This window comes from Amycolatopsis sp. NPDC052450 (assembly GCF_044547565.1).
GTDB lineage: Bacteria > Actinomycetota > Actinomycetes > Mycobacteriales > Pseudonocardiaceae > Amycolatopsis.
This window is the reverse complement of the sequence record NZ_JBIUAQ010000006.1, coordinates 104,959-124,796: the sequence shown is the minus strand read 5'-3', so window position 1 is coordinate 124,796 and position 19,838 is coordinate 104,959. Positions and strand designations below refer to the sequence as shown.

Annotated in this window: 23 protein-coding genes; 13 read left to right on the top strand and 10 right to left on the bottom strand. The window is 68.2% G+C overall.

Annotation, left to right across the window (positions count from 1 at the left end; translation table 11 throughout):
* Window positions 1-5: 5 nt before the first annotated feature.
* Window positions 6-1,232: a cytochrome P450 gene (locus tag ACIHAO_RS12995; RefSeq protein ID WP_396557385.1), complete on the bottom strand. Its 1,227-nt coding sequence runs from the start codon at window positions 1,230-1,232 to the stop codon at window positions 6-8.
* A gap of 233 nt (window positions 1,233-1,465) precedes the next feature.
* On the opposite strand from ACIHAO_RS12995, the gene ACIHAO_RS12990 reads away from it, so the two are divergent.
* Window positions 1,466-2,629 carry a steroid 3-ketoacyl-CoA thiolase gene (locus tag ACIHAO_RS12990; RefSeq protein WP_396557383.1) on the top strand — a complete coding sequence of 388 codons (1,164 nt, stop codon included), beginning with the start codon at window positions 1,466-1,468 and terminating at the stop codon, window positions 2,627-2,629.
* 12 nt (window positions 2,630-2,641) lie between these two features.
* Here ACIHAO_RS12990 and ACIHAO_RS12985 read toward each other — a convergent pair whose 3' ends face one another.
* On the bottom strand, window positions 2,642-3,127 hold the full coding sequence (locus ACIHAO_RS12985) for a pyridoxamine 5'-phosphate oxidase family protein (protein ID WP_396557381.1): 486 nt from the start codon (window positions 3,125-3,127) through the stop codon (window positions 2,642-2,644).
* Between the two features lie 40 nt (window positions 3,128-3,167).
* Entirely contained in the window at window positions 3,168-4,013 is an 846-nt protein-coding gene (locus ACIHAO_RS12980) for a hypothetical protein (RefSeq protein ID WP_396557379.1), read from the bottom strand.
* Between the two features lie 66 nt (window positions 4,014-4,079).
* Between ACIHAO_RS12980 and ACIHAO_RS12975 the strand changes: the two genes are divergently transcribed.
* Window positions 4,080-4,946 (top strand): GNAT family N-acetyltransferase, encoded by an 867-nt coding sequence (locus ACIHAO_RS12975; RefSeq protein WP_396557377.1) that lies wholly within the window; start codon window positions 4,080-4,082, stop codon window positions 4,944-4,946.
* A 195-nt stretch (window positions 4,947-5,141) separates the two neighbouring features.
* Here the strand turns inward: ACIHAO_RS12975 and ACIHAO_RS12970 are convergent, their stop codons facing one another.
* Both ACIHAO_RS12970 and ACIHAO_RS12965 read right to left on the bottom strand, forming a co-directional pair.
* Window positions 5,142-6,047, bottom strand: a complete 906-nt coding sequence (locus ACIHAO_RS12970; RefSeq protein WP_396557375.1) for an SDR family oxidoreductase — start codon at window positions 6,045-6,047, stop codon at window positions 5,142-5,144.
* Entirely contained in the window at window positions 6,044-6,841 is a 798-nt protein-coding gene (locus tag ACIHAO_RS12965; protein ID WP_396557373.1) for an SDR family oxidoreductase, read from the bottom strand. The genes ACIHAO_RS12970 and ACIHAO_RS12965 overlap by 4 nt, the downstream gene beginning before the upstream one ends.
* A 91-nt stretch (window positions 6,842-6,932) precedes the next feature.
* On the opposite strand from ACIHAO_RS12965, the gene ACIHAO_RS12960 reads away from it, so the two are divergent.
* Genes ACIHAO_RS12960 through ACIHAO_RS12940 form a run of 5 tightly spaced genes read left to right on the top strand, consistent with a single transcriptional unit; the run spans window position 6,933 to window position 11,130 of the window.
* On the top strand, window positions 6,933-7,682 hold the full coding sequence (locus ACIHAO_RS12960) for an enoyl-CoA hydratase family protein (RefSeq protein ID WP_396557371.1): 750 nt from the start codon (window positions 6,933-6,935) through the stop codon (window positions 7,680-7,682).
* Entirely contained in the window at window positions 7,682-8,542 is an 861-nt protein-coding gene (locus ACIHAO_RS12955; protein WP_396557369.1) for a CoA transferase subunit A, read from the top strand. The genes ACIHAO_RS12960 and ACIHAO_RS12955 overlap by 1 nt, the downstream gene beginning before the upstream one ends.
* On the top strand, window positions 8,539-9,264 hold the full coding sequence (locus ACIHAO_RS12950; RefSeq protein ID WP_396557367.1) for a CoA-transferase subunit beta: 726 nt from the start codon (window positions 8,539-8,541) through the stop codon (window positions 9,262-9,264). The genes ACIHAO_RS12955 and ACIHAO_RS12950 overlap by 4 nt, the downstream gene beginning before the upstream one ends.
* Entirely contained in the window at window positions 9,261-10,307 is a 1,047-nt protein-coding gene (locus tag ACIHAO_RS12945; protein WP_396557365.1) for an NAD(P)H-dependent flavin oxidoreductase, read from the top strand. Before ACIHAO_RS12950 ends, ACIHAO_RS12945 begins: the two co-directional genes overlap by 4 nt.
* A gap of 31 nt (window positions 10,308-10,338) precedes the next feature.
* Window positions 10,339-11,130, top strand: coding sequence for an alpha/beta fold hydrolase (locus tag ACIHAO_RS12940; protein WP_396557363.1), 792 nt, complete (start codon window positions 10,339-10,341; stop codon window positions 11,128-11,130).
* 393 nt (window positions 11,131-11,523) lie between these two features.
* On the opposite strand, the gene ACIHAO_RS12935 is transcribed toward ACIHAO_RS12940, so the two are convergent.
* Entirely contained in the window at window positions 11,524-12,000 is a 477-nt protein-coding gene (locus ACIHAO_RS12935) for a DUF2000 domain-containing protein (RefSeq protein WP_125793591.1), read from the bottom strand.
* Between the two features lie 103 nt (window positions 12,001-12,103).
* On the opposite strand from ACIHAO_RS12935, the gene ACIHAO_RS12930 reads away from it, so the two are divergent.
* Window positions 12,104-12,571 carry an Lrp/AsnC family transcriptional regulator gene (locus ACIHAO_RS12930; protein WP_199745424.1) on the top strand — a complete coding sequence of 156 codons (468 nt, stop codon included), beginning with the start codon at window positions 12,104-12,106 and terminating at the stop codon, window positions 12,569-12,571.
* A 4-nt stretch (window positions 12,572-12,575) separates the two neighbouring features.
* On the opposite strand, the gene ACIHAO_RS12925 is transcribed toward ACIHAO_RS12930, so the two are convergent.
* From ACIHAO_RS12925 to ACIHAO_RS12910, 4 genes are all read right to left on the bottom strand, one after another.
* A complete protein-coding gene (locus ACIHAO_RS12925) occupies window positions 12,576-13,133 on the bottom strand; it encodes a sugar O-acetyltransferase (protein ID WP_396557361.1) in 558 nt (185 codons plus the stop codon).
* Between the two features lie 209 nt (window positions 13,134-13,342).
* The gene (locus ACIHAO_RS12920) at window positions 13,343-14,485 is read right to left on the bottom strand and encodes a DUF1996 domain-containing protein (RefSeq protein ID WP_396557359.1); all 1,143 of its coding nucleotides are present in this window, start codon (window positions 14,483-14,485) and stop codon (window positions 13,343-13,345) included.
* A gap of 204 nt (window positions 14,486-14,689) precedes the next feature.
* The gene (locus ACIHAO_RS12915; protein WP_396557357.1) at window positions 14,690-15,445 is read right to left on the bottom strand and encodes an anti-sigma factor family protein; all 756 of its coding nucleotides are present in this window, start codon (window positions 15,443-15,445) and stop codon (window positions 14,690-14,692) included.
* Complete coding sequence (locus tag ACIHAO_RS12910; protein WP_396557355.1) at window positions 15,442-15,963, bottom strand: sigma-70 family RNA polymerase sigma factor; 522 nt, start codon at window positions 15,961-15,963, stop codon at window positions 15,442-15,444. The genes ACIHAO_RS12915 and ACIHAO_RS12910 overlap by 4 nt, the downstream gene beginning before the upstream one ends.
* Before the next feature lie 287 nt (window positions 15,964-16,250).
* On the opposite strand from ACIHAO_RS12910, the gene ACIHAO_RS12905 reads away from it, so the two are divergent.
* Genes ACIHAO_RS12905 through ACIHAO_RS12885 form a run of 5 tightly spaced genes read left to right on the top strand, consistent with a single transcriptional unit; the run spans window position 16,251 to window position 19,734 of the window.
* Window positions 16,251-16,811 carry a hypothetical protein gene (locus ACIHAO_RS12905; RefSeq protein WP_396557353.1) on the top strand — a complete coding sequence of 187 codons (561 nt, stop codon included), beginning with the start codon at window positions 16,251-16,253 and terminating at the stop codon, window positions 16,809-16,811.
* The gene (locus ACIHAO_RS12900) at window positions 16,795-17,565 is read left to right on the top strand and encodes a DUF4142 domain-containing protein (RefSeq protein ID WP_396557351.1); all 771 of its coding nucleotides are present in this window, start codon (window positions 16,795-16,797) and stop codon (window positions 17,563-17,565) included. The genes ACIHAO_RS12905 and ACIHAO_RS12900 overlap by 17 nt, the downstream gene beginning before the upstream one ends.
* Complete coding sequence (locus tag ACIHAO_RS12895) at window positions 17,558-18,163, top strand: ferric reductase-like transmembrane domain-containing protein (protein WP_396557349.1); 606 nt, start codon at window positions 17,558-17,560, stop codon at window positions 18,161-18,163. Before ACIHAO_RS12900 ends, ACIHAO_RS12895 begins: the two co-directional genes overlap by 8 nt.
* Window positions 18,164-18,182: 19 nt before the next feature.
* Window positions 18,183-18,419 (top strand): ferredoxin, encoded by a 237-nt coding sequence (locus tag ACIHAO_RS12890; RefSeq protein WP_005164337.1) that lies wholly within the window; start codon window positions 18,183-18,185, stop codon window positions 18,417-18,419.
* Entirely contained in the window at window positions 18,412-19,734 is a 1,323-nt protein-coding gene (locus tag ACIHAO_RS12885) for an NAD(P)/FAD-dependent oxidoreductase (protein ID WP_396557347.1), read from the top strand. Before ACIHAO_RS12890 ends, ACIHAO_RS12885 begins: the two co-directional genes overlap by 8 nt.
* Window positions 19,735-19,838 lie beyond the last annotated feature (104 nt).

The following is a 19,838-nucleotide window of genomic DNA, read 5'->3' as shown; positions in this document are numbered from 1 at the left end:
CCGGCTCAGGCGTACCGGACCTGGTAGTGCTTGATCCCGTTGAGCCAGCTCGACCGGAGCCGGTCCGGCGGGGCCGCTTCGGTGATGTCCGGCATGACATCGGCGATGGCGTTGAAGATCAGGTCGATTTCCAGCCGCGCGAGGTTGGCACCGATGCAGTAGTGCGATCCCGTGCCACCGAAGCCGACGTGCGGGTTGTCCTCGCGGAGGATGTCGAACTTCTCCGGCTCGTCGAAATGGTCCGGGTCAAAATTCGCGGAGCTGTAGAACATCCCGACCCGGTCACCCTTGCGGATGTGCTGCCCGCCGAGTTCGGTGTCCCTGGTCGCGGTGCGCTGGAAGGCGACCACCGGCGTGGCCCAGCGGACGATCTCGTCCGGGGCGGTCTTCGGCCGTTCCTTCTTGTACAGCTCCCACTGATCGGGGTGATCGAGGAAGGCCTTCATCCCGTGGGTGATCGCGTTGCGCGTGGTCTCGTTGCCCGCGACGGCGAGCAGGATGACGAAGAAACCGAACTCGTCGGAGGCCAGCGACTCACCGTCGACGTCGGCTTGGATCAGCTTCGTGACGATGTCGTCCATCGGGCACTTGCGCCGCTCTTCGGCCATGTTCCAGGCGTAGCCGACGATCTCCGCCGACGCGGCGAGCGGCTCGACCTCGTACTCGGGGTCGTCGTAGGAGACCATCTGGTTCGACCAGTCGAAGACCTTCATCCGGTCTTCCTGCGGGATGCCGATCAGTTCGGCGATGGCCTGCAAGGGAAGTTCGCACGCGACGTCCACCACGAAGTCGCCGGAGCCCTTTTTCTTGGCCTCGCTGACGATCTTCTCCGCGCGATCGCGCAGGGTGTCCTCGAGTTTCGCGATCGACCTCGGCGTGAAGCCCTTCGACACGATCCGCCGCAGCTTCGTGTGCTGCGGGGCGTCCATGTTGAGCAGGACCAGACGGTTGGCTTCGAGACTGTCGTCGGTCATGTTCTCGTCGAACCGGATGATCGCGGTCTTCTCCCGGGAGGAGAACAGCTCGCTGTCCCTCGACACCGCCTTGACGTCTTCGAGCCGGCTGACCACCCAGTAGCCGTCATCGCGGAAGCCCGCGGTGTTGTGCGGCTGCGGGTTCCACCAGACCGGTGCCGTACGACGAAGTTCGGCGAACTCCTCCAGAGGCAGTCTGGTGGCGTAAAGATCCGGATCGGTGAAATCGAAACCGGCGGGGATCAGGGGAGCGGCCACGGGCTACCTCCTACGCGGTTCGCCAATGAAACACGTTCTAGACCCGATTGAAGCATACGGCGTTTACCAAGTGAAGAGTTTCAGTGAAACCCGTTTACTCAACCCTTCGAGCGCGACATGAAGCGGGAACGGCGACCAGTGATCAAAAACCGGCCGACCCAGGGGTGACTTGCTCAAATCAAGAACGTGTTCTACTTTTCTCGGTAGTGAACGGTGTTTCCCAGGAGGCGAACGTGGGTAGTCCGGTGATCGTCGAGGCGGTCCGCACCCCTATCGGCAAGCGGAGGGGTCACCTGGCGGGCCTGCACGCCGCCGAGATCCTCGGCGCGGCGCAGCGAGCCCTGCTCGAACGCGCGGGGCTGGATCCGGCGCTGGTCGAGCAGGCGATCGGCGGCGCGGTGACCCAGGCCGGCGAGCAGGCGGGCAACGTCACGCGCACGGCGTGGCTGCACGCCGGGCTCCCCGAGACCACGGGCGCGACCACCATCGACGCCCAATGCGGCTCGGCGCAGCAGGCGACGCATCTGATCGCCGGGCTCATCGCGGCCGGCGCGATCGACGCGGGCGTCTCCTGCGGTGTCGAGGCGATGAGCCGCGTCCCGCTCGGCGCGAACCGCGGCGAGGGCATCGGCACGCCACGGCCCCGGACGTGGTCGATCGACATGCCGAACCAGTACGGCGCGGCCGAGCGGATCGCGGAACGCCGCGGGATCACCCGCCACGACGTCGACCTGTTCGGGACCGCGTCGCAGGCCAAGGCGGCAGCCGCTTGGGCGGCGGGACACTTCGATCGCGAGGTCGTCGCGGTGAAGGCACCCGTGCTCGGCGAGGACGGCACGCCGACCGGCGAGACACGGCTGGTGTCCCGTGACCAAGGGCTGCGTGACACGACCGTCGAAGGCCTCGCCAAGCTCAAGCCCGTCGTCGAAGGCGGCGTGCACACGGCCGGGACGTCGTCGCAGATCTCCGACGGCGCGGCCGCGCTCCTCTTGATGGACTCGGACCGGGCGAAGGCGCTGGGCCTCCGGCCGCGAGCACGGATCGTCTCGCAGGCCTTGGTCGGCGCCGAGCCGTACTACCACCTCGACGGTCCCGTGCAGGCGACCGAACGTGTCCTGGTCAAGGCGGGGATGACGATCGGCGACCTCGATCTCTTCGAAGTCAACGAGGCGTTCGCTTCAGTCGTGTTGTCGTGGCAACGGGTGCACCGGGCGGGCGAGGACAAGGTCAACGTGAACGGTGGCGCGATCGCGCTCGGGCATCCCGTCGGCAGCACCGGCGCCCGCCTGCTGACCACGGCGCTGCACGAACTGGAACGCCGTGACGCGAGCACCGCGCTGGTGACGATGTGCGCCGGCGGCGCGCTTTCCACCGGCACGATCATCGAACGGATCTAGCGCCGTGGCGCGCTAGCCCAAGCCGACCTCGACCACCGGACCGTTGTCCGGCCTCGCGAGCCGTTTGCTCCCCTGGCCCTCCTTCCAGAAGTCGAAATAGATGGTGTTGCCCTCGACCCACGTCAGCACCGCCTCGGTGAGGTCGAGCCGGAAGACGTGCGCCTCCCCGTCGTCGCCCTGCAGACGGGCGATCTCCGCCGGATCGGTGATCTCGACGGCCTTTCCCGACACCTTCGCGTCCGCGCCGCCCTCGTCGATCGCCGAGGCGGCGTGGATCGCGAACCTGCCGTCGTGCCGCAGATCCTTCGCCTTCATCGCGCCGATCATCGAACCGATCAGCAGGTCCTGCTCACGGAAATCGACCTCACTGCCACTGACCCTTGGCGAGCCGTCCCGCCGGACCGTCGCCAGCACATGCGACTTCGCCGCGGTGAACCGCTCTTTGATCTTCTCCGCCAGCTCGGGTGCCTCTTCACTGAACTGCTGCCACGTCGCCATGCGGAACAGCGTCTCACCGGGGTCCGACAGTTTCGAGCGGTCAGGGCCGCGGCGCCCCCATCGGATTGGGCAACGGGATCGCACCGGTGTCGAAGATCCGCCGGCTCAACGGGACGGCGATCCGCAGGACTTCGGCGGCCCCGTCCTTCCCGAGCGCTTCCGAGGGCCCGGCGGCGAGGCGGTCGGTCTCGTCTTCGATGCGTTGGCGCAGCGCGATTCCCTGCTCGGTGAGCTTCAGATCGCCGTCGAGGACGCCTCGTCCGGCCAACCGCGCGACGCTCTCGTCCCATTCGTCATCGGACCACCCGCGATTGACCTGGATGACCTCGCGGGTCACCGCCCCGCTGCCGATATGGGTCAGCGTGGTGTCGAGTCCGCGCAGTCCGGCGGCGACCGCGGAAAGGACATGACCGTCCCCGCGATGCTCGCGCAGCACCGTCGCCGCGAGCCAGCTCCTTCCGACCGGTGTGGCGGGCCTGGCGACCGATGACCAGGCGGCGGCGAGCGGCCTGGCCGCGAAATCGCAACCGGTGACGGCCTGTTCGAGCAGGTCGGCCAGTTCTGCGAACGGCGCGTCGGCGGGCAGGATCCGGTTCAGGGCGGCCTCGACGGCGTCCATCCGGCTCTGGAGCACGGCGGCCGGTTCGGCGTGTTTCCACGCGTCCGGCAGGGATCGCGCGACCCTCCGCGGGGCGAACCCGAAGAGCATCGCGGTCGCGGGTGGTTCCGGCAACGGCCCGAGCGGCGCGACCCGGCCGGCGAAATAGCCCATCCACCAGCCCGGCAGACCCACCGCCTTGGCCGCGGCCGCCGTCTCCGGGGCGAAGTAGACGACGGCGTGCAGCGGCTCGACCGCCTCCCAGAGACGGCGCTGAAGTGACTTCACGTCCTCATCTTGGCCTCACCGAAAACCGGATGCGAGCCCGCCGTTCGGTGGTGTGTGATCACCGGCATGGCGATCGACTTGGAGCGACCGGGGCTCGACGGACTGAACGAAGCCGTTGAGGCGCTGCGGGACTGGCAGTCCGAAGGGGTGGCTTGGCAACTGCATCCCGGTGACCTCGGCTGGTTCTGGCGCTCGGGGGCGGAGGCGACGGCCGCGGCGGTCCGGTTCTGGCGCCGCGACGGCCGGATCGTCGCCGTCGGCCTCCTCGACGGGGCCGACCTCCTGCGGCTCACGACCGCGCCGGACGTTCGCCGGGACGAGGAACTGGCACGGCGGGTGGCCGAGGACGTGATCGCTCCGGAGCGCGGTGTGCTGCCGCCAGGGGCGGTGGCCGTCGAGGCGCCGATGGACGCGCTGCTCCAGGACGTCCTGCCCGAGCACGGCTGGCGCACCGACGAACCGTGGACACCGTTGTTCCGCGACCTCACCGAACCGGTGAAGGCCTCGGACCTGCGGATCGAGACGATCGGACCGGACCGGGCGCACGTGTGGGCCGACATGACACGGGCGGCGTTCGACGGGTCGACCTTCACTCCCGAGAAGTGGCACACGATGGCCGCCGGGGCACCGTACGCCGATGGCCGGTGCCTGGTCGGGTACGACGACCAGGACAACGCCGTCGCGGCGGTGGCCGTGTGGTCGGCAGGCCCGGGGAAGCCCGGGATCCTCGAGCCGATGGGCGTGCACCGGAACCATCGCGGGCACGGCTACGGCAGGGCGATCACCATCGCGGCGGCGGCCGCGCTCCAGGAGATGGGGTCGTCGAGCGCGGGCGTGAACACGCCTAGTTCGAACGTGGCCGCCATCGCGACCTACGAGTCCGGTGGGTTTCGGCAGCTACCCGCGGTCCGGGACTTGACGCGGGACGCCTGAGCGGTAAGGACGGTTATCGAGGGGTAAGGCGAACGTGGCGTGTTGCGCGCGATGCCGGCTCGCGCGGCGGTCTGATGCCCCCAATGTGGCATTGGGGACGGTCACCGTCCCCAATGCCACATTGGGGGCATGCCCGGCTTTCGCAACCCAGCCAACCCCAGCTCACGCCACGGTTGCCTCACGAGAAACGAAACCCTAAGCCCCGTAAACAGGTTCAGGCACGGGAGCGTCCGCGAGCAACTCCGCCACCACAGGCCCGAGTTCGGCCGGTGCCCACCGGGATCCCTTGTCCCGCACCTCGCCGTGCCGCCAGCCCTGCGCGATCGAGACGCGTCCGCCGTCTACCTCGAACACCCGCCCAGTGACCCCGGACGACTCCTCACTGCCGAGCCACACCACCAGCGGTGACACGTTTTCCGGTGCCATGGCGTCGAAACCGTCCTCGGGCGCGGCCATGTCGTCGGCGAAGGCCACTTCGGTCATGCGGGTGCGGGCGGCCGGGGCGATCGCGTTCACGGTGACGCCGTAGCGCGCGAATTCGGTGGCGGCGACCAGGGTGAGGCCCAGGATCCCGGACTTCGCGGCCGCGTAATTCCCTTGCCCGACGCTGCCGAGCAGGCCGGCGCCGGAGCTGGTGTTGATCACCCGGGCGGCCCGCGTCCGGCCCGCTTTCGCCTCGGCGCGCCAGTATTCGGCGGCGTGCCGGGTCGGCGCGAAATGGCCCTTCAGGTGGACACGGATCACCGCGTCCCATTCGTCCTCGCCGAGGTTGACGAGCATCCGGTCGCGCAGGAATCCCGCGTTGTTGACCAGGACGTCCAAGCCGCCGAACGTTTCGACGGACGCCCGCACCAGCGCGGCGGCGCCGTCCCAGGAGGCGATGTCGTCGGTGTTCGCGACCGCCTTGCCGCCGAGCGCCTCGATCTCGTCGACGACGTCCTGTGCGGGCCCCGCCGACCCGCCGCTGCCGTCGATCCCGGCGCCGAGGTCGTTCACCACCACCCGCGCGCCCTCGGCGGCGAAGGCGAGCGCGTGTGCCCTGCCGATTCCACGACCGGCCCCGGTCACCACCACGATCCGGCCGTCGGCGATCCCGCTCACACCTGCTCCTTTCGTTCTTCGACCTTGGAATTGGAAGCGGCGAGGAAGGCAGGCACCTCTCCCCCGCCGTGCACGGTCAGGCAGGCGCCGCTGACATAGGACGCCAGCGGGGACGCCAGGAACACCGCGCAGGAACCGATCTCGTCCGGTTCGGCCAACCGTCCTAACGGGACTGTCGCGCCCACGGCCGCGATGCCCGCCTCGTCGCCGTAGTGCAGATGCGAGTGTTCCGTCCGCACCATGCCGACGTCGAGCGCGTTGACCCGCACCTTCGGCGCCCACTCGACCGCGAGCGACGCGGTCAGGTTGTCCAGGCCCGCCTTCGCCGCACCGTAGGACGCCGTCCCCGGCGACGGTCTCGTCGCGCTCACACTGCTGATGTTCACGATGACGCCGCCGCTTTCCTGCTGCTGCATGATCGCGTTCGCCGCGCGGGCGACGGTCAACGGCGCCAGCAGGTTCAGCGCGACGATCTTTTCGTGGAACCGCGGCGAAGCGTTCGCCACCTCTGCGTACGGCGCGCCGCCCGCGTTGTTGACCACGACGTCAAGCCTGCCGTGCCGCCGGACGACCTCTTCGACGAGCGCGTCGACCTCTTTCGGGTCACGGACGTCGCAGGAGATGAACGTCGACGCCTTCTCCCCGGCGCAGACCGGCCGCTCGGGTTCGGTTCGGGCACAGGTGACGACTTCGGCGCCGGCACGCAGAAAAGTCCTGGTGACACCGGCGCCGACGCCGCGCACCCCACCGGTCACCAGCACCACGGCGCCGTCGAGCCGGAGTTCGAGTGCCATACGAGGCCTCCTTCACGTCGCTGTACCCGGGCCGGACGTCCTGCTAACGTACCAAGCAAGTGCTAGGTTTGGTAGCTGCGAAGGGTGCCCGATGACCGTTTCCACCCACTCACCGGAGCCCGGCATCGCCGTGGTCACGGTCGACGCGCCCCCGGTGAACGCGCTGAGCGTGAAGGGATGGTTCGCCCTCGCCTCCGCCGTCACCGACGCCGGACGCGACCCCGCGACCCATGTGGTGGTGCTGCGTGCGGAGGGCCGCGGGTTCAACGCCGGGGTCGACATCAAGGAGATCCAGCGCGATCCGGGGTACGGCGCGCTGATCGGCGCGAACGAGGGTTGCGCGGCGGCGTTCTCCGCCGTGTACGACTGCGCGGTCCCGGTGATCGTCGCGGTGCAGGGCTTCTGTCTCGGCGGCGGGGTCGGGCTGGTCGGCAACGCGGACGTGGTGATCGCCAGCGAGGACGCGACCTTCGGGCTCCCCGAGGTCGATCGCGGCGCGCTCGGCGCGGCGACCCATCTTTCGCGGCTGGTCCCCCAGCACCTGATGCGCGCCTTGTACTACACGGCGTCGACGATCAGCGCGGCCCAGTTGCACCACCACGGTTCCGTCTACGCCGTGGTCTCGCGGGAGGAGCTCGACGAGACCGCGCTCGGTGTCGCGCGGCAGATCGCGGCGAAGGACACCCGCGTGATCCGCGCCGCGAAACAGGCCATCAACGGCATCGACGTCCAGCCCGTGCACCGCAGCTACCGCTTCGAGCAGGGATTCACCTTCGAACTCAACCTGGCGGGCGTCTCCGACGGCGCGCGCCAGGAGTTCTTGGACGGTAAGGGGAAGTGATGGCCGACAAGCGGATGACGCCGGACGAGATCGCCGCCGAACTGCGGGACGGCATGACGATCGGGATCGGCGGCTGGGGCTCGCGGCGCAAGCCGATGGCGCTGGTGCGCGCGATTTTGCGCTCGCCGGTCAAGGATCTCACCGTGGTCTCCTACGGCGGTCCGGACGTCGGGCTGCTGGCCTCGGCGGGCAAGATCAAGCATCTCGTGTTCGGCTTCGTCACCCTGGACTCGATCCCCTACGACCCGTGGTTCTCCCGGGCGAGGGAATCCGGATCGATCTCCGTCACCGAGTACGACGAAGGTGTTTTCGGGACCGGTCTTTCCGCTGCCGCGCAACGGCTTCCGTTCCTTCCGACGCGTGCGGGCCTCGGCTCCGGCGTCATGGATCTGAACCCCTCTTTGCGCACCGTCCGGTCCCCGTACGAAGACGCCGAAGAGCTGCTGGCCGTGCCCGCGCTGAAGCTCGACGCGGCCTTCGTCCACCTCAACCGCGCCGACGCCCGGGGCAACGCGCAGTATCTCGGACCGGATCCGTACTTCGACGAACTGTTCGCTCTGGCCGCCGAAAAGTGTTACGTGTCCACGGAAAAGATCGTGGAGACGGCCGAACTCGCCGAAGCGGGGCCGGTGCAGAGCCTGCTGCTGAGCCGGATGCTCGTCACCGGGGTGGCCGAAACGCCGAACGGCGCGCATTTCACCACCGCCGTCCCGGATTACGGACGCGACGAACGTTTCCAGCGTCACTACGCCGAAGCGTCCAAGGATCTCGACGCGTGGCCACACTTCGTCGACAGGTTCCTGTCCGGCGGCGAAGCGCAGTACCAGAAGGCCGTCGCCGAATTCGGGGAGACCGCATGAGTGACATCAGTCGTGCCGAAGTGGCTGTCGTGGCCTGCGCCGAATTGTTCCGCGGTGACGGCGAAATCGTGGTGAGCCCCATGGGGTTCGTCCCGTCGCTGGGCGCCAGGCTCGCCAGGCTGACGTTCGAGCCGGACATCCTGCTGTCCGACGGCGAGGCGTACCTGATGACCCCCGACGCCGTCGTCGAAGGCTGGCAGCCGTTCCGCAAGGTCCTCGACACCGTGGTACCGCGCGGAAAACGGCATGTGGTGATGGGCGCCAACCAGATCGACGGCGAAGGCAACCAGAACATCTCGGCGATCGGCGACCATTCCCGGCCCAAGAAGCAGCTTCTCGGCGTGCGGGGCGGGCCGGGCAACACGGCCAACCACCGCACGAGCTACTGGGTTCCGCGGCACAGCAAGCGGGTCTTCGTCGACCAGGTCGACGTCGTGTCCGGCGTCGGCTACGCCAGGGCACGCGAGGCGGGGCTGCGGCACCACGACGTCCACCGCGTCGTCACCAACCTCGGCGTCCTGGACTTCGGCGGTGAAGACCACGCGCCGAGGCTGCTTTCCGTACATCCGGGGGTCTCCGTGGACGAGGTCGTCGAGGCGACGTCCTTCCCGCTGAAGACCGACGGGGTCACCGAGTCCCGGCTGCCGACCGAGTCCGAACTGCTGTTGATCCGCACCAGCCTGGATCCGAAGTCCTTGCGGGACAAGGAAGTCCCGTCGTGAAAACCGCACTGACCGAGCTGGCCGGGATCCGGCATCCGATCGTGCAGACCGGGATGGGCTGGGTCGCCGGGCCGCGGCTGGTGTCCGCGACGGCGGAAGCGGGCGGCCTCGGCATCCTCGCGTCCGCGACGATGACCTACGACGAGCTGGCGGCGGCCATCAAGGAGGTCAAGAGCCGCACGTCCCAGCCGTTCGGCGTCAATCTCCGCGCGGACGCCGAAGATGCCGCGCGCCGGGTCGAACTGCTCATCACCGAGGAGGTCCGCGTCGCGTCCTTCGCGCTCGCGCCGAAGAAGGACATGATCGCGCGGCTCAAGGACAACGGCGTCCTCGTCGTCCCTTCGGTCGGCGCGGCCAGGCACGCGGAGAAGGTCGCGGGTTGGGGTGCCGACGCCGTCATCGTGCAGGGCGGCGAGGGCGGCGGGCACACCGGCGGGGTCGCGACGACACTGCTGCTGCCGTCGGTGCTGGACGCCGTCGACATCCCGGTGGTCGCGGCGGGCGGCTTCTTCGACGGCCGGGGGCTGGCCGCCGCGCTCGCCTACGGGGCGGCCGGCGTCGCCATGGGCACCCGGTTCCTTCTGACGAGGGAAAGCACCGTGCCCGACGAGATCAAGCAGGCCTATCTCGCCCGTGATCTCAACGGCACTGTCGTCACGCGCAAGGTGGACGGGATGCCGCATCGCGTGCTCCGCACGGAACTGGTCGACGCGCTCGAGTCCGCCGGTCCCGTGCGTGGGCTCGCCAGGGCGGCCCGCAACGCCTCGAAGTTCCGGAAACTGACCGGGCTGTCGTGGCGCTCGCTGGCCACCGAGGGCCTGCGGATGAAACGCGGCGGCGACCGGACCTGGTCGCAGGTCCTGATGGCCGCCAACACGCCGATGCTGCTGCGCGCCGGGCTCGTGGAGGGCGACCGGAGCGCCGGGGTGCTGGCGTCCGGGCAGGTCGTCGGCCTGCTCGGCGACCTGCCCGCGGTCGGCGACCTCATCGAGACGATCGTGGCCGACGCCACCGGCATCCTGCGGCGGCTGGCCTCGGAGTGAGGGGCCGAACGCGTTGTGCTTGACTTCGGCCATGATCTCGGAGAGTCGTTGTCCGGTCGAGGACGGTGAGCTGTACGTCCGCAGCACCGGCGAAGGGCCGCTTCTGCTCCTGATCGCCGGTGGGCTGGGCTCGGCGGACACCTTCCGGGCGATGACGAAGCTGCTCGCCGACGACTACACCGTCGTCACCTACGACCGGCGCGGCCACTTCCGCAGCACCGACACCAGCACCGGCCCGGTCAGTGTGCCGAAGCAGGCGGACGATGCCCACGCGGTTCTTCAGCACGTCGGCGGCGGGCCCGCCAGCGTGTTCGGGACCAGCGCGGGCGCCATGATCGGTCTCGACCTCGTCGCCCGCCATCCGGACGCGGCGACCGTCCTGGTCGCCCACGAGCCCCCCGCCATCCAGCTGCTGCCGGACGCGCTCGGCTGGCTCGACGAGGCGAACGCGCAGGTCCGGCTCGCGCAGGCGGGCGACCTGATGGGGGCGTTCAAACGGTTCACCGACGGGATCGCCGGCGCCGCGCTGCCCGAACTGCGCGCGATCCGGCTGCCGAACGAGGAGGACTGGAAACGGCTCTTCGGCCGTGAACTGGCCGAGATCCTCGACTACCTTCCCGACCTGCGGGCGCTGCGGAAGACGAGGACCGAGATCGTCCCTGTCGCGGGCGTCGGCAGCCGGGGGCACTACCACTACCAGCCCGCGAAGGTCCTCGCGCTCGAACTGGGCCTCCCGTTCACGGAGATGCCCGGGGCGCATCTGGCGCCGCAACGGAACCCCGCCCAGTTCACCGAAGCGCTGCGGGAACTCCTCGAAGGCTGAAGCCGGCGTCGGTACAGGTGGTCGTGAGTGGCGTTTCGGGTTAGGACCAACCGTGTTCCAGGTGCCTACGGCGGGTGGCGGGCCGGGATCGCAAGTCCGTGAGGGACTCCTTCCCTACCCTGAGAGTGGGGAAGGGGCCCTTCACGGCATGCCGGGCCGGGTCGGGGCTGCGGACGGGCAGGAACGCCACCTTGAGCCTCAGCACTACAGCGACAGCGCGTCAAGGCCCCTTACCCAAGTACATGAAGGACCCCATCCTTGCGCCTAGGTACAGGAAGGACCCCTTCATGTACTTCACGCAAGAAGCACCGCAGGTCACACCGGTCGTGAGTGGCGTTTCGGGTTAGAACACGAATCGCCACTCACGACCACCTGTACCGAACGGCCACCCGCTCACGGCATCAGCGGCAGCTTCCCGACCAGTTTGTCGATCCGGTTACGCGGGCCCACGATGCCGATCGCGCAGAAGTCCATCTCCTCCGTCGGGATCTCCTTCATCGTCGCGAGGAAATCGGTGTAGACCCGGATCTGCTGGGCGACGGCGGGCATGTCGGCGACGTGGCAGCCCGGCGAGGCCGCGGCCTTGGCCCGGATGGCTCGCAGTTTCTCCGCGTCGGCCGACAGAATCGAGCAGCCGACCCAGGGCAAGCCCGTGTAGTGCTCGCCGTTCGCGTCGACCGCTTCGTCTCCCAGGAGACCGGTCACGGACTTCGCCGTGGCGACGGCGGTGCAGACCGCCGCGTTGACCGCACGGCCGGGCGGCAGCTCGCTGTTGACCACGATGACCCACTTCAACCTCGCCGATCGGGTGGACGCGGTGAGGTCGATCTCGTCGGGGGTGAATCCGATGGCCGTACCGTACTCGGACATTCAGCTGATCTCCTGCTCACATCAACGGATGAACAAGGCCAAGCTAAGAGGACATACGAGTACAGTCCACCGTGCTCGTACTTAATACGGTGAAAGGGCTGAGATGGCGCGGTTGGACGAACTTGATAAGGCGATCCTGGCGCAATTGCAGTCGGACGCACGGAAGACCAATCGCGAAGTGGCCGCCGCAGTAGGCGTTTCGCCGACCACCGCGCTGGACCGCACCCGCGGGCTGCGGGAACGCGGCGTGATCCGCGGCGCGCTGCTGGACGTGGACCTGCCGTCGATCGGCCGCGGGGTGCAGGCGCTCATCGCGGTGCGGGTGCGCCCGCCCTCGCGGCGGAACATCGAAGGCTTCCGGAACTGGGTCAACGCCCTCCCCGACCTCGTCGGGCTCTACGTGACCACCGGGACCGAGGACTTCATCCTGCATGTCGCGGTCCCCGACAACGACAGCCTCTACGCCTTCGTGATCGACAAGCTGACAGAACGCCCCGAGGTGGCCGACGTGCGCACCTCCATGGTGTTCGAGCACAGCCGGCGCACCCGGATCACGCCGGTGGACAGGTAGAACCTCAGAGCTCGCGGATGACGCGGGCCGGGTTGCCCGCCGCGAACACCTTCGACGGCAGGTCGCGGGTGACCACACTTCCCGCGCCCACCACGGTGTCGTCGCCGACGGTGACCCCGGCGCAGACGATGACGCCGCCGCCGAACCAGACGTTGTCCCCGATGGTGATCGGCGCGGCCGATTCCCAGCGAGCCCGCCGCAGTTCGTGGTCCTCCATCGGATGCAGCGCGGTCAGCAGCTGGCAGCGCGGGCCGATCGAGCAGTCCGAGCCGATCTTGATCGGCGCGCAGTCGAGCAGGATGGCGTCGTAGTTGAGGAAACTGTTGGCGCCGATCTCGATCAGATAGCCGTAGTCGCACTGGAACCGCGGCATGATCCAGGAATCTTCGCCGAGTTTCCCCAGCAACTCACGCAAAATCGTGTCCCGCTCACCGGTCTCTTCGGCGCCTGTGCCGTTGAACCGGTCGACGAGCGCCTGCGCGCGCCTGCGGTCCGAGACCAGTTCGGGGTCGTTGTCCCGGTACAGCTCACCGCGCAGCATGCGGTCCTTTTGCTCACCCATAACGCCAACCTACCGAAAGTGCCCCGCCGGCGAGCCTCCCTCGGGAAGCCGCCGACAGGGCGGGTGAACGCTTGCGGAGCGATCTTCAGTTGTGTCGATCCGTTTCCAGGGAGGGCCCGGCCCGGCGGGTGGGTGAGGTGTAAGGGGGGACCCGCCGGGCCGGAGTATCTTCCTTTCTCTTCGCAGGTTCCTGCTTCCGTTTCAGTGCGTCATTCGCGGCACTCGCGGCCTTCGTTGACGCAGTCGACGAGCCGGTCCATGATCTGGTCCGACATCACGTTCGCGAAATCGTCGTGATCGGAGAACGGGTTGTGGTCCTCTTCGGGGAACGAGTCCACTTTGTACTGGCCGTTGACCTGGATCTGCCGGGGGATCTCGTAGGTCAGTGAGATCGTGAGCTCCGGGACGGCGGTGAGGCCGTTCGCGCATTCGCCGTTCTCGTCCGGATACTTGATGTGGTCCCGGTGATTCTCGCTGTCGATGTTGTCGCCGTCGAGGCAGCTCGGGAACGTGTGCACCCGCTTGACGTCGCTGCCCTCGGGGCAGATCGGGTACTGCTTGATCACCCTGTTCTCGAAGCCGGTGCAGGTCCAGCTCTCGCGCGCGTTGGCGGGACCGTTGGTGGTGACTTTCGCGTCACCGTAAAGGATGCGGAGGAACTTCGGCATCTCCTGCACCTTCTCCTGGGCATTGCCCTTGAAGGTGATGTCGACGACCGCGGGACGCTGGATCTCCCCGTCGTTGCCGGCGAGTTCGTTGTCCGCGTTCGGCTCTTCCAGTTGAGCCTCGTTCTGCTGGTCCTGGTTCCGCTGGTCGTTGCCCTGGTTCCGCTGCCGGTTCCGATCACCGTCGCGGTTCTGGTCCCGGCCACCCTGGTTCTGGTTCTGTTGCCCTTCGGCTTCCTCCGCGGTGTCGATCCGCACCACCGGCCAGAAGTACGTCGACTCGTCACCGTTCTCACAGGTGGTGCCGGCGCCCAGCAGGCTGTCGTTGTCCGAATCCGCGTTCGTGGAAAGGTTTCCGACGTAATCGTGCAGATGCTGGGCGCCGTTGCGGACACCCGGCTGCGCGATGAAGTTGTCGGGATTGAAATGCCCGTTCTCGTTCTTGCCGCAGTCGACGGTGAACGAACCCGTGGAGGCGTTCCGGCCCGGTTCCGGCTTGTCGACGTTCGGCCGGACCTGGGTGATGTCCACGAACTGTGACTTGTCCACCTCGTCCGCGGCGGCGCTGTCGGAGTCGCCGGTCGTGGTGGACACCACCAGCCCACCGACCGCGATCGACAGGCCGAACAACGCGGTCGCGATCTTGGTCCTGCGGGCGATGCGATGGCGCCCTTGATTTCGTGCCATTGACTTGCTCACCTCATTACGTTTCCGGGCACGCGGAATACTCGCGCCCAGGCATGAGCCACGCCTTTGTCGAATACGCGGATTCCCGAAATTCGCGGCGAACCTTTCGTTCGCCAGCCGAGGGACATCCGGCTACTGGGAGATACGGTTCCAGCCGGGAGACGGTTCAAAAAGCGATCTCGCCGTTATCTTTCCGTTATAAGACTAGCGGCGCACGATGGCCAGTACGGTGCCGTCCTGCTTGTGCACCTCGAAGCGTTCGATGTCGGCCTTCTGCAACGCCGTCGAACCGGTGATGACGAGGGGTTCCGGGGAACCGGGGACGCCGTATCCCTTGGACGGCACGCTCCAGTTGTTGACGACGTACGCCTCTCCGCCGTGGGAGTAGGCGAACAGCTGGCAGACCATCGGGCCGATGAGGCCGCGCAGTTCGAGTTCGACGGCGCTGCCCCACTCCTTCTCCTGCACCGTGACCTCCGCGGCGACCGCGTTGCCCGCTTCGGACCAGCCGAACGGGGCGGCGCCGCCGTCCGGGCCCGCGTCCCGCTCCCGGGAGGAGGAGGGAGCGGGCACCACCGACGTGACGACAGTGGGGGCGGCCTGCGTGATGACCGGTTCACGGTCGGTGAGCGACAGAACGGTGAGCGGGCCGCCGACGACGAGCACGAGTACGGCGGCGGCCGTCGCGAGCCGGATGACCTTGCGCCGCCTGCCCGCCTTGGCGGCGTCCGCGAGCAGCATCCGCAGCACGCGCGGCCCCGGGCCCTTCACGGGCGGATCCGGCCAGCTCTTCTTGACCATGTCCAGGATGTCGGGCAGGTGGTACATCTCCACCAGTTCGACCTGGCACTCGGGGCACTCCAGCAGATGTGCCTCGAACCTCGCGTGATCCTCCTCGCCGAGGACGCCGAGCACGTAGGCGGCGATGTCCGTGTGGACGGTTCCGGACACCTCGCTCACCCCCGCTCCTGCAGCGCCCTGCGCAACGCGCGCACAGCGTGGTGGATCCGCGATTTCACCGTACCCGGCGGAACCCCCAGCGTCGCCGCGACCTCGTTCACGGTGCGGTCACGCAGGTAGGTCTGCTGGACGGCTTCACGTTGCTCCGGGGAAAGATTGCGCAAGGCCTCGTAAACGATCATGGCCGCGAGCGTCTTCTCCGATTCGTCCGGCACTCCGATCGAATCCGACTCCAGTTCCTCCACCTCTTGAGGGCGGGCGCTCCGGCTCCGCCAGCCGTCGATGACGATGCGCCTGGCCACGGTGAAGAGCCAGGCGCGCAGCATTTCCGGCTGCCGGTCGAGTTTGCCGGCGTTGCGCCACGCCTTGATGAGCGTCTCCTGGACCACGTCCTCGGCCCACTGGCGATCGTGGCCGGTCAGTTTCAGCACGAACGCCATCAGGCTCGATCCGAACTCCTGGTACAACGCCCTGATGAGGTCGTCATGCCCGTTCGACGGGGGTTCATGATCGACCATTGGCTGCAGTATCCGAGAGTGGCGTCCCACGCGGCACATCTTTGTGTGCGCGAGGGCGATAAGTCCAGTACCAAACCGTGCGGACCCCGTTCTCCGAGGCCGGGAAAGTTTTTTGAACCGTTTCCGACTCGTGACCGTATCCCCTACCGAAGGCCCCCGACCCGGCGCTGTCCCCCGCATCGCCGAATCCACTGTGGATCTTGACTGTCCACAGTGGAGTCGAACCTGCCTGCACACCATCTCCCCGAGGTGATGGCGTTCTCCTCTTCCCCGACAGGAGGATTTCCGTGAACCCCGTGTCACGCTCGGTCATACCCCTGACCCTCACCTTGACCGCGATCACGCTGACCGCGGCCTGCACCACCGGTACCGCGGGACCGAACGGCTCTCCGGGCACGGCCCCGGCCGCCGGAGCGGCGGAAATCCCGGGAATGCCCGACCCCGCGGCCGAAGCGGCGCCCGGTGTCGCCGCGGCGGTCCTGTTCGACCTCGGGCCGATCGTCACCGACACCAACGGCTTCACGCTTTACCGCTACGACAAGGACTCGGTCGACCCGCCCAAATCGAATTGCACCGAAACCTGTTCTCGGACCTGGATTCCCGCCAAAGCGGACGGCGACCTCGTGGTGACCGGGATCGATCGTGCCCTCGTCGGCACCGTGACCAGGGACGACGGCAGCAAGCAGGTCACGCTCGCGGGCTGGCCGCTCTACCGCAACGCCGACGACGCGATGCCCGGCAACACCGGCGGGCAGGGTGTCGACGACGCCTGGTTCCCCGCCAAGCCGGACGGGACGAAAGTGCTGCTCACCGCGGACACCTGGCAGGCCGATGACCTCGGCATCTGACCTCCCTCGCGGATTCTTCCGTGTGGTGCTCGTCCTGGTGGCGACAGCCGCGGCGACGCTGCTCGGCCCCGTCGGCGACGCGCGCGCCCAAGAACTCTCCGCGGCGGACAAGAACCTGATCGTCAACGTCAAACTGGCCGGCCTGTGGGAAATGCCCGCCGGAATGTGGGCGCAGGAACGCGGGAAGAGCAAGCGGACCCGCGAAGTCGGCCGGACACTGATGATCGACCACGGCAGGCTCGACACCGCGACGCACGCCATCGCCGACCGTTTCGGCATCGCCCTTCCGCGCGAACCGTCGGATCAGCAGTCCGCGTGGCTCGGCGAGATGAAGGCCGCCCGCGACGACAGCGAGTTCGACCGGATCTTCGCGAACCGGCTCCGGTACGCGCACGGGATCCTGTTCCCTGTCATCGCGCAGGTCAGGGCCGGGACCCGTAACGACGTCGTCCGCGACTACGCCACCACGGCCAACCAGGCGGTGCTGCGGCATATGACCCTGCTGGAGAGCACCGGCGTCGTCGACCAGTCGCTGCTACCGGAGGCCCCGGTGCCGCAGTCGAATTCGGCCAACAGCGCGATGGATGTCGGCTTCGGTGACCTCGCCCTCGGCCTCCTGCTCGCCGTGGTGCTCGGTGGCGGGCTGTTCTACGCCCTCCGGACGCTGCGCAGCAAGAACACCCGGACCCGCAAACGCGCGGCCGCCGCCGAACCGGAACCGGTTCCCAGTGCCCCAGGAGAGATCAATGTATGACCAGTGGTCCGAGGTGGTGATCGTCCTGACCCAGAGAACGGACACCGACCCCGGCATCAAGGGCATGGCGCAGACCTCCGCCCGGATCTCGTACGGCTTCATGTGCCTCACCCTGTGCTGGGGCGTGTTCACCGCGACCGGCTGGATCAAGTCACTGACCGGGCGGAAGGCACTGCGCAACTCGCATATGGTGCTCGGCATCCTGACGCTGTCGTTCGGCGTCGTGCACGCGATGTCGTTCCTGTTCTTGCCCGACGGCTTCACGCTCGCGCAGATCACCATCCCGCTTCTGCCGGGCACGCTGGCACGGCACGAACTCGGCGTCCTCGGGCTCGAGGTCATGATCGCCGTCGCGCTGACCGGCGGGATCAGCCGGTTCAGCTCCTACCGGCGCTTCCTGTGGATCCACCGGCTCGCCTATCCGGCGGTCGCGATCACCGCGCTGCACGCCTTCTTCGGTGCCATGGCCAACGGGCACCTCGGCCTCCTGTGGTTCGGCGGGATCACGCTGCTGGTCCCCGTGGTGGTGCTGACCGCGCTGCGGTTCACGCCCACCCGGTACCTGGAACGGCTGGGCCTGGTCGAAGAACTGGTCTGACGACTTGGAGAAACGAAAAATGATCTTCGGAAGCGTACGGCGCGGCACTCGCGTCAGCGTCGACAACGAGCGGTGCGAGATCTTCGGCTTCTGCGAGATGGAAGCGCCCGCCACCTTCAAGATCGGACCGGACGGCAAGCTCCGCATCCGCCGCATGGTCGACCGGGACGGGTTGGACCAGGCCATCTCCGCCGCCCGGCTCTGCCCGAAACAAGCCATCAGAGTCAAGGGAGAAGGGGCGTACGACGATGAGTGACGGAGATCGGATCGTCATCGTCGGTGCCGGCGTCGCCGGTCTCCGCTCCGCGGAACGGTTGCGGGAACTCGGTTTCGACGGCGAGATCGTGCTGGTCGGCGACGAGCCGCGCAAGCCGTACCACCGGCCGATGGTGTCGAAGGAACTCATCACCGGCGGGGTCAAACCGGTGGCGGCGAGCCTGGAGCCGTACCTCGACCTGGACGTCCACTGGCGGCTCGGCACCCGCGCGACCTGGCTCGACACGAAGGAACGCACGGTGCACCTGCCGGGCGGGGAATCCCTCTGGTACGACGGCCTGATCGTCGCGACCGGCGTCCATCCCCGGCATCTGCCCGGCTCGCCGCGCCACGACCCCCGGGTCCGGGTGCTGCGCACGGTGGAGGACTCACTCGCCGTGCGACGGGCGTTGGGGAACAGCAACAAATCCGTCGTGGTGATCGGCAGCGGCCTGATCGGGAACGAGTTCGCCGCGTCGATGCGCTACATGGGCCGGGACGTCACGCTCATCGGCCACGCGAAGGCGCCTTTGCACCGCTTCGGGGAGCGGATCGCGTCGGCGCTCACCAAGGAACATCAGCACCATCGCGCCAAGCTGGCGATGAACACCGAGGTGCGGAACTGGATCAGCACCAAGGAGACGGTCGGGCTGCACCTGACCAACAACCAGTTCCTGGTGGCCAGCTGCGTGGTGCTCTCGATCGGCAGCGTGCCCGCCGTGGACTGGCTGCGGGGCTCGGAACTGACCATCGACGACGGCGTCCTGTGCGAATCGACCCTGTTCGCCGTCGGAGCGGAGGACGTCGTGGTCGCCGGCGACGTCGCGAAATGGCCGAACCTGCGCATCGACGAGACACCGCGGCGGGTCGAGCACTGGATGAACGGCGTCGAATCCGGCCGCGCGGCGGCGGAAAGCCTGATGCTGGGCCGCGGCAACGCCCGGCCGTACACGCCGCTCCCCCGCGCCTGGTCTTCCCTGTACGACGCGCGGTTGCAGACCGTCGGGATGCCGTCTCTGGGCAAGGACACGATCGAACTCTCCGACGGGGTCACCGGTTTCGTCCGCGACGGAAGGCTCATCGGCGCGGCAGGCTGGGACCGGCCGAAGGCGATGATCCACTGGACCGCCGAACTCGACCGGCGGCTGCCGGTGCCCGAGCCGGTGTCCCCCGCCCCCGCCGCTCCTTCGTTCGCGGCGACACCGATCGGGGAGGACATCCTGGCCCCGTTCGAGCGGGACTTCCTGTCCGAGACGCCGACCGAAGCCGTTCCCGCGCCGGAAAGGATGCCCTGGGCTCGCGTTCCCGCCGGGTGACCCGGGATCGCGATCGGACCGGGGCCGCGCGCGGCGGCCGCGGTCCCTCAGGTGGCGGTGGGTCGCCGGGCCTCCGCGCCCACCGCCACCCCCTTCGGGGACGC

Excerpts from the sequence above, each read along its gene's own strand:
- ACIHAO_RS12955 (WP_396557369.1), top strand. The coding sequence starts at position 7,682 with ATGGCCGACAAGCGGATGACGCCGGACGAGATCGCCGCCGAACTGCGG.
- ACIHAO_RS12930 (WP_199745424.1), top strand. The coding sequence starts at position 12,104 with ATGGCGCGGTTGGACGAACTTGATAAGGCGATCCTGGCGCAATTGCAG.
- ACIHAO_RS12935 (WP_125793591.1), bottom strand. The coding sequence starts at position 12,000 with ATGTCCGAGTACGGTACGGCCATCGGATTCACCCCCGACGAGATCGAC.
- ACIHAO_RS12985 (WP_396557381.1), bottom strand. The coding sequence starts at position 3,127 with ATGGCGACGTGGCAGCAGTTCAGTGAAGAGGCACCCGAGCTGGCGGAG.
- ACIHAO_RS12920 (WP_396557359.1), bottom strand. The coding sequence starts at position 14,485 with ATGGCACGAAATCAAGGGCGCCATCGCATCGCCCGCAGGACCAAGATC.
- ACIHAO_RS12900 (WP_396557351.1), top strand. The coding sequence starts at position 16,795 with ATGACCTCGGCATCTGACCTCCCTCGCGGATTCTTCCGTGTGGTGCTC.
- ACIHAO_RS12940 (WP_396557363.1), top strand. The coding sequence starts at position 10,339 with ATGATCTCGGAGAGTCGTTGTCCGGTCGAGGACGGTGAGCTGTACGTC.
- ACIHAO_RS12975 (WP_396557377.1), top strand. The coding sequence starts at position 4,080 with ATGGCGATCGACTTGGAGCGACCGGGGCTCGACGGACTGAACGAAGCC.
- ACIHAO_RS12890 (WP_005164337.1), top strand. The coding sequence starts at position 18,183 with ATGATCTTCGGAAGCGTACGGCGCGGCACTCGCGTCAGCGTCGACAAC.
- ACIHAO_RS12960 (WP_396557371.1), top strand. The coding sequence starts at position 6,933 with ATGACCGTTTCCACCCACTCACCGGAGCCCGGCATCGCCGTGGTCACG.
- ACIHAO_RS12965 (WP_396557373.1), bottom strand. The coding sequence starts at position 6,841 with ATGGCACTCGAACTCCGGCTCGACGGCGCCGTGGTGCTGGTGACCGGT.
- ACIHAO_RS12910 (WP_396557355.1), bottom strand. The coding sequence starts at position 15,963 with ATGGTCGATCATGAACCCCCGTCGAACGGGCATGACGACCTCATCAGG.
- ACIHAO_RS12885 (WP_396557347.1), top strand. The coding sequence starts at position 18,412 with ATGAGTGACGGAGATCGGATCGTCATCGTCGGTGCCGGCGTCGCCGGT.
- ACIHAO_RS12895 (WP_396557349.1), top strand. The coding sequence starts at position 17,558 with ATGTATGACCAGTGGTCCGAGGTGGTGATCGTCCTGACCCAGAGAACG.
- ACIHAO_RS12925 (WP_396557361.1), bottom strand. The coding sequence starts at position 13,133 with ATGGGTGAGCAAAAGGACCGCATGCTGCGCGGTGAGCTGTACCGGGAC.
- ACIHAO_RS12950 (WP_396557367.1), top strand. The coding sequence starts at position 8,539 with ATGAGTGACATCAGTCGTGCCGAAGTGGCTGTCGTGGCCTGCGCCGAA.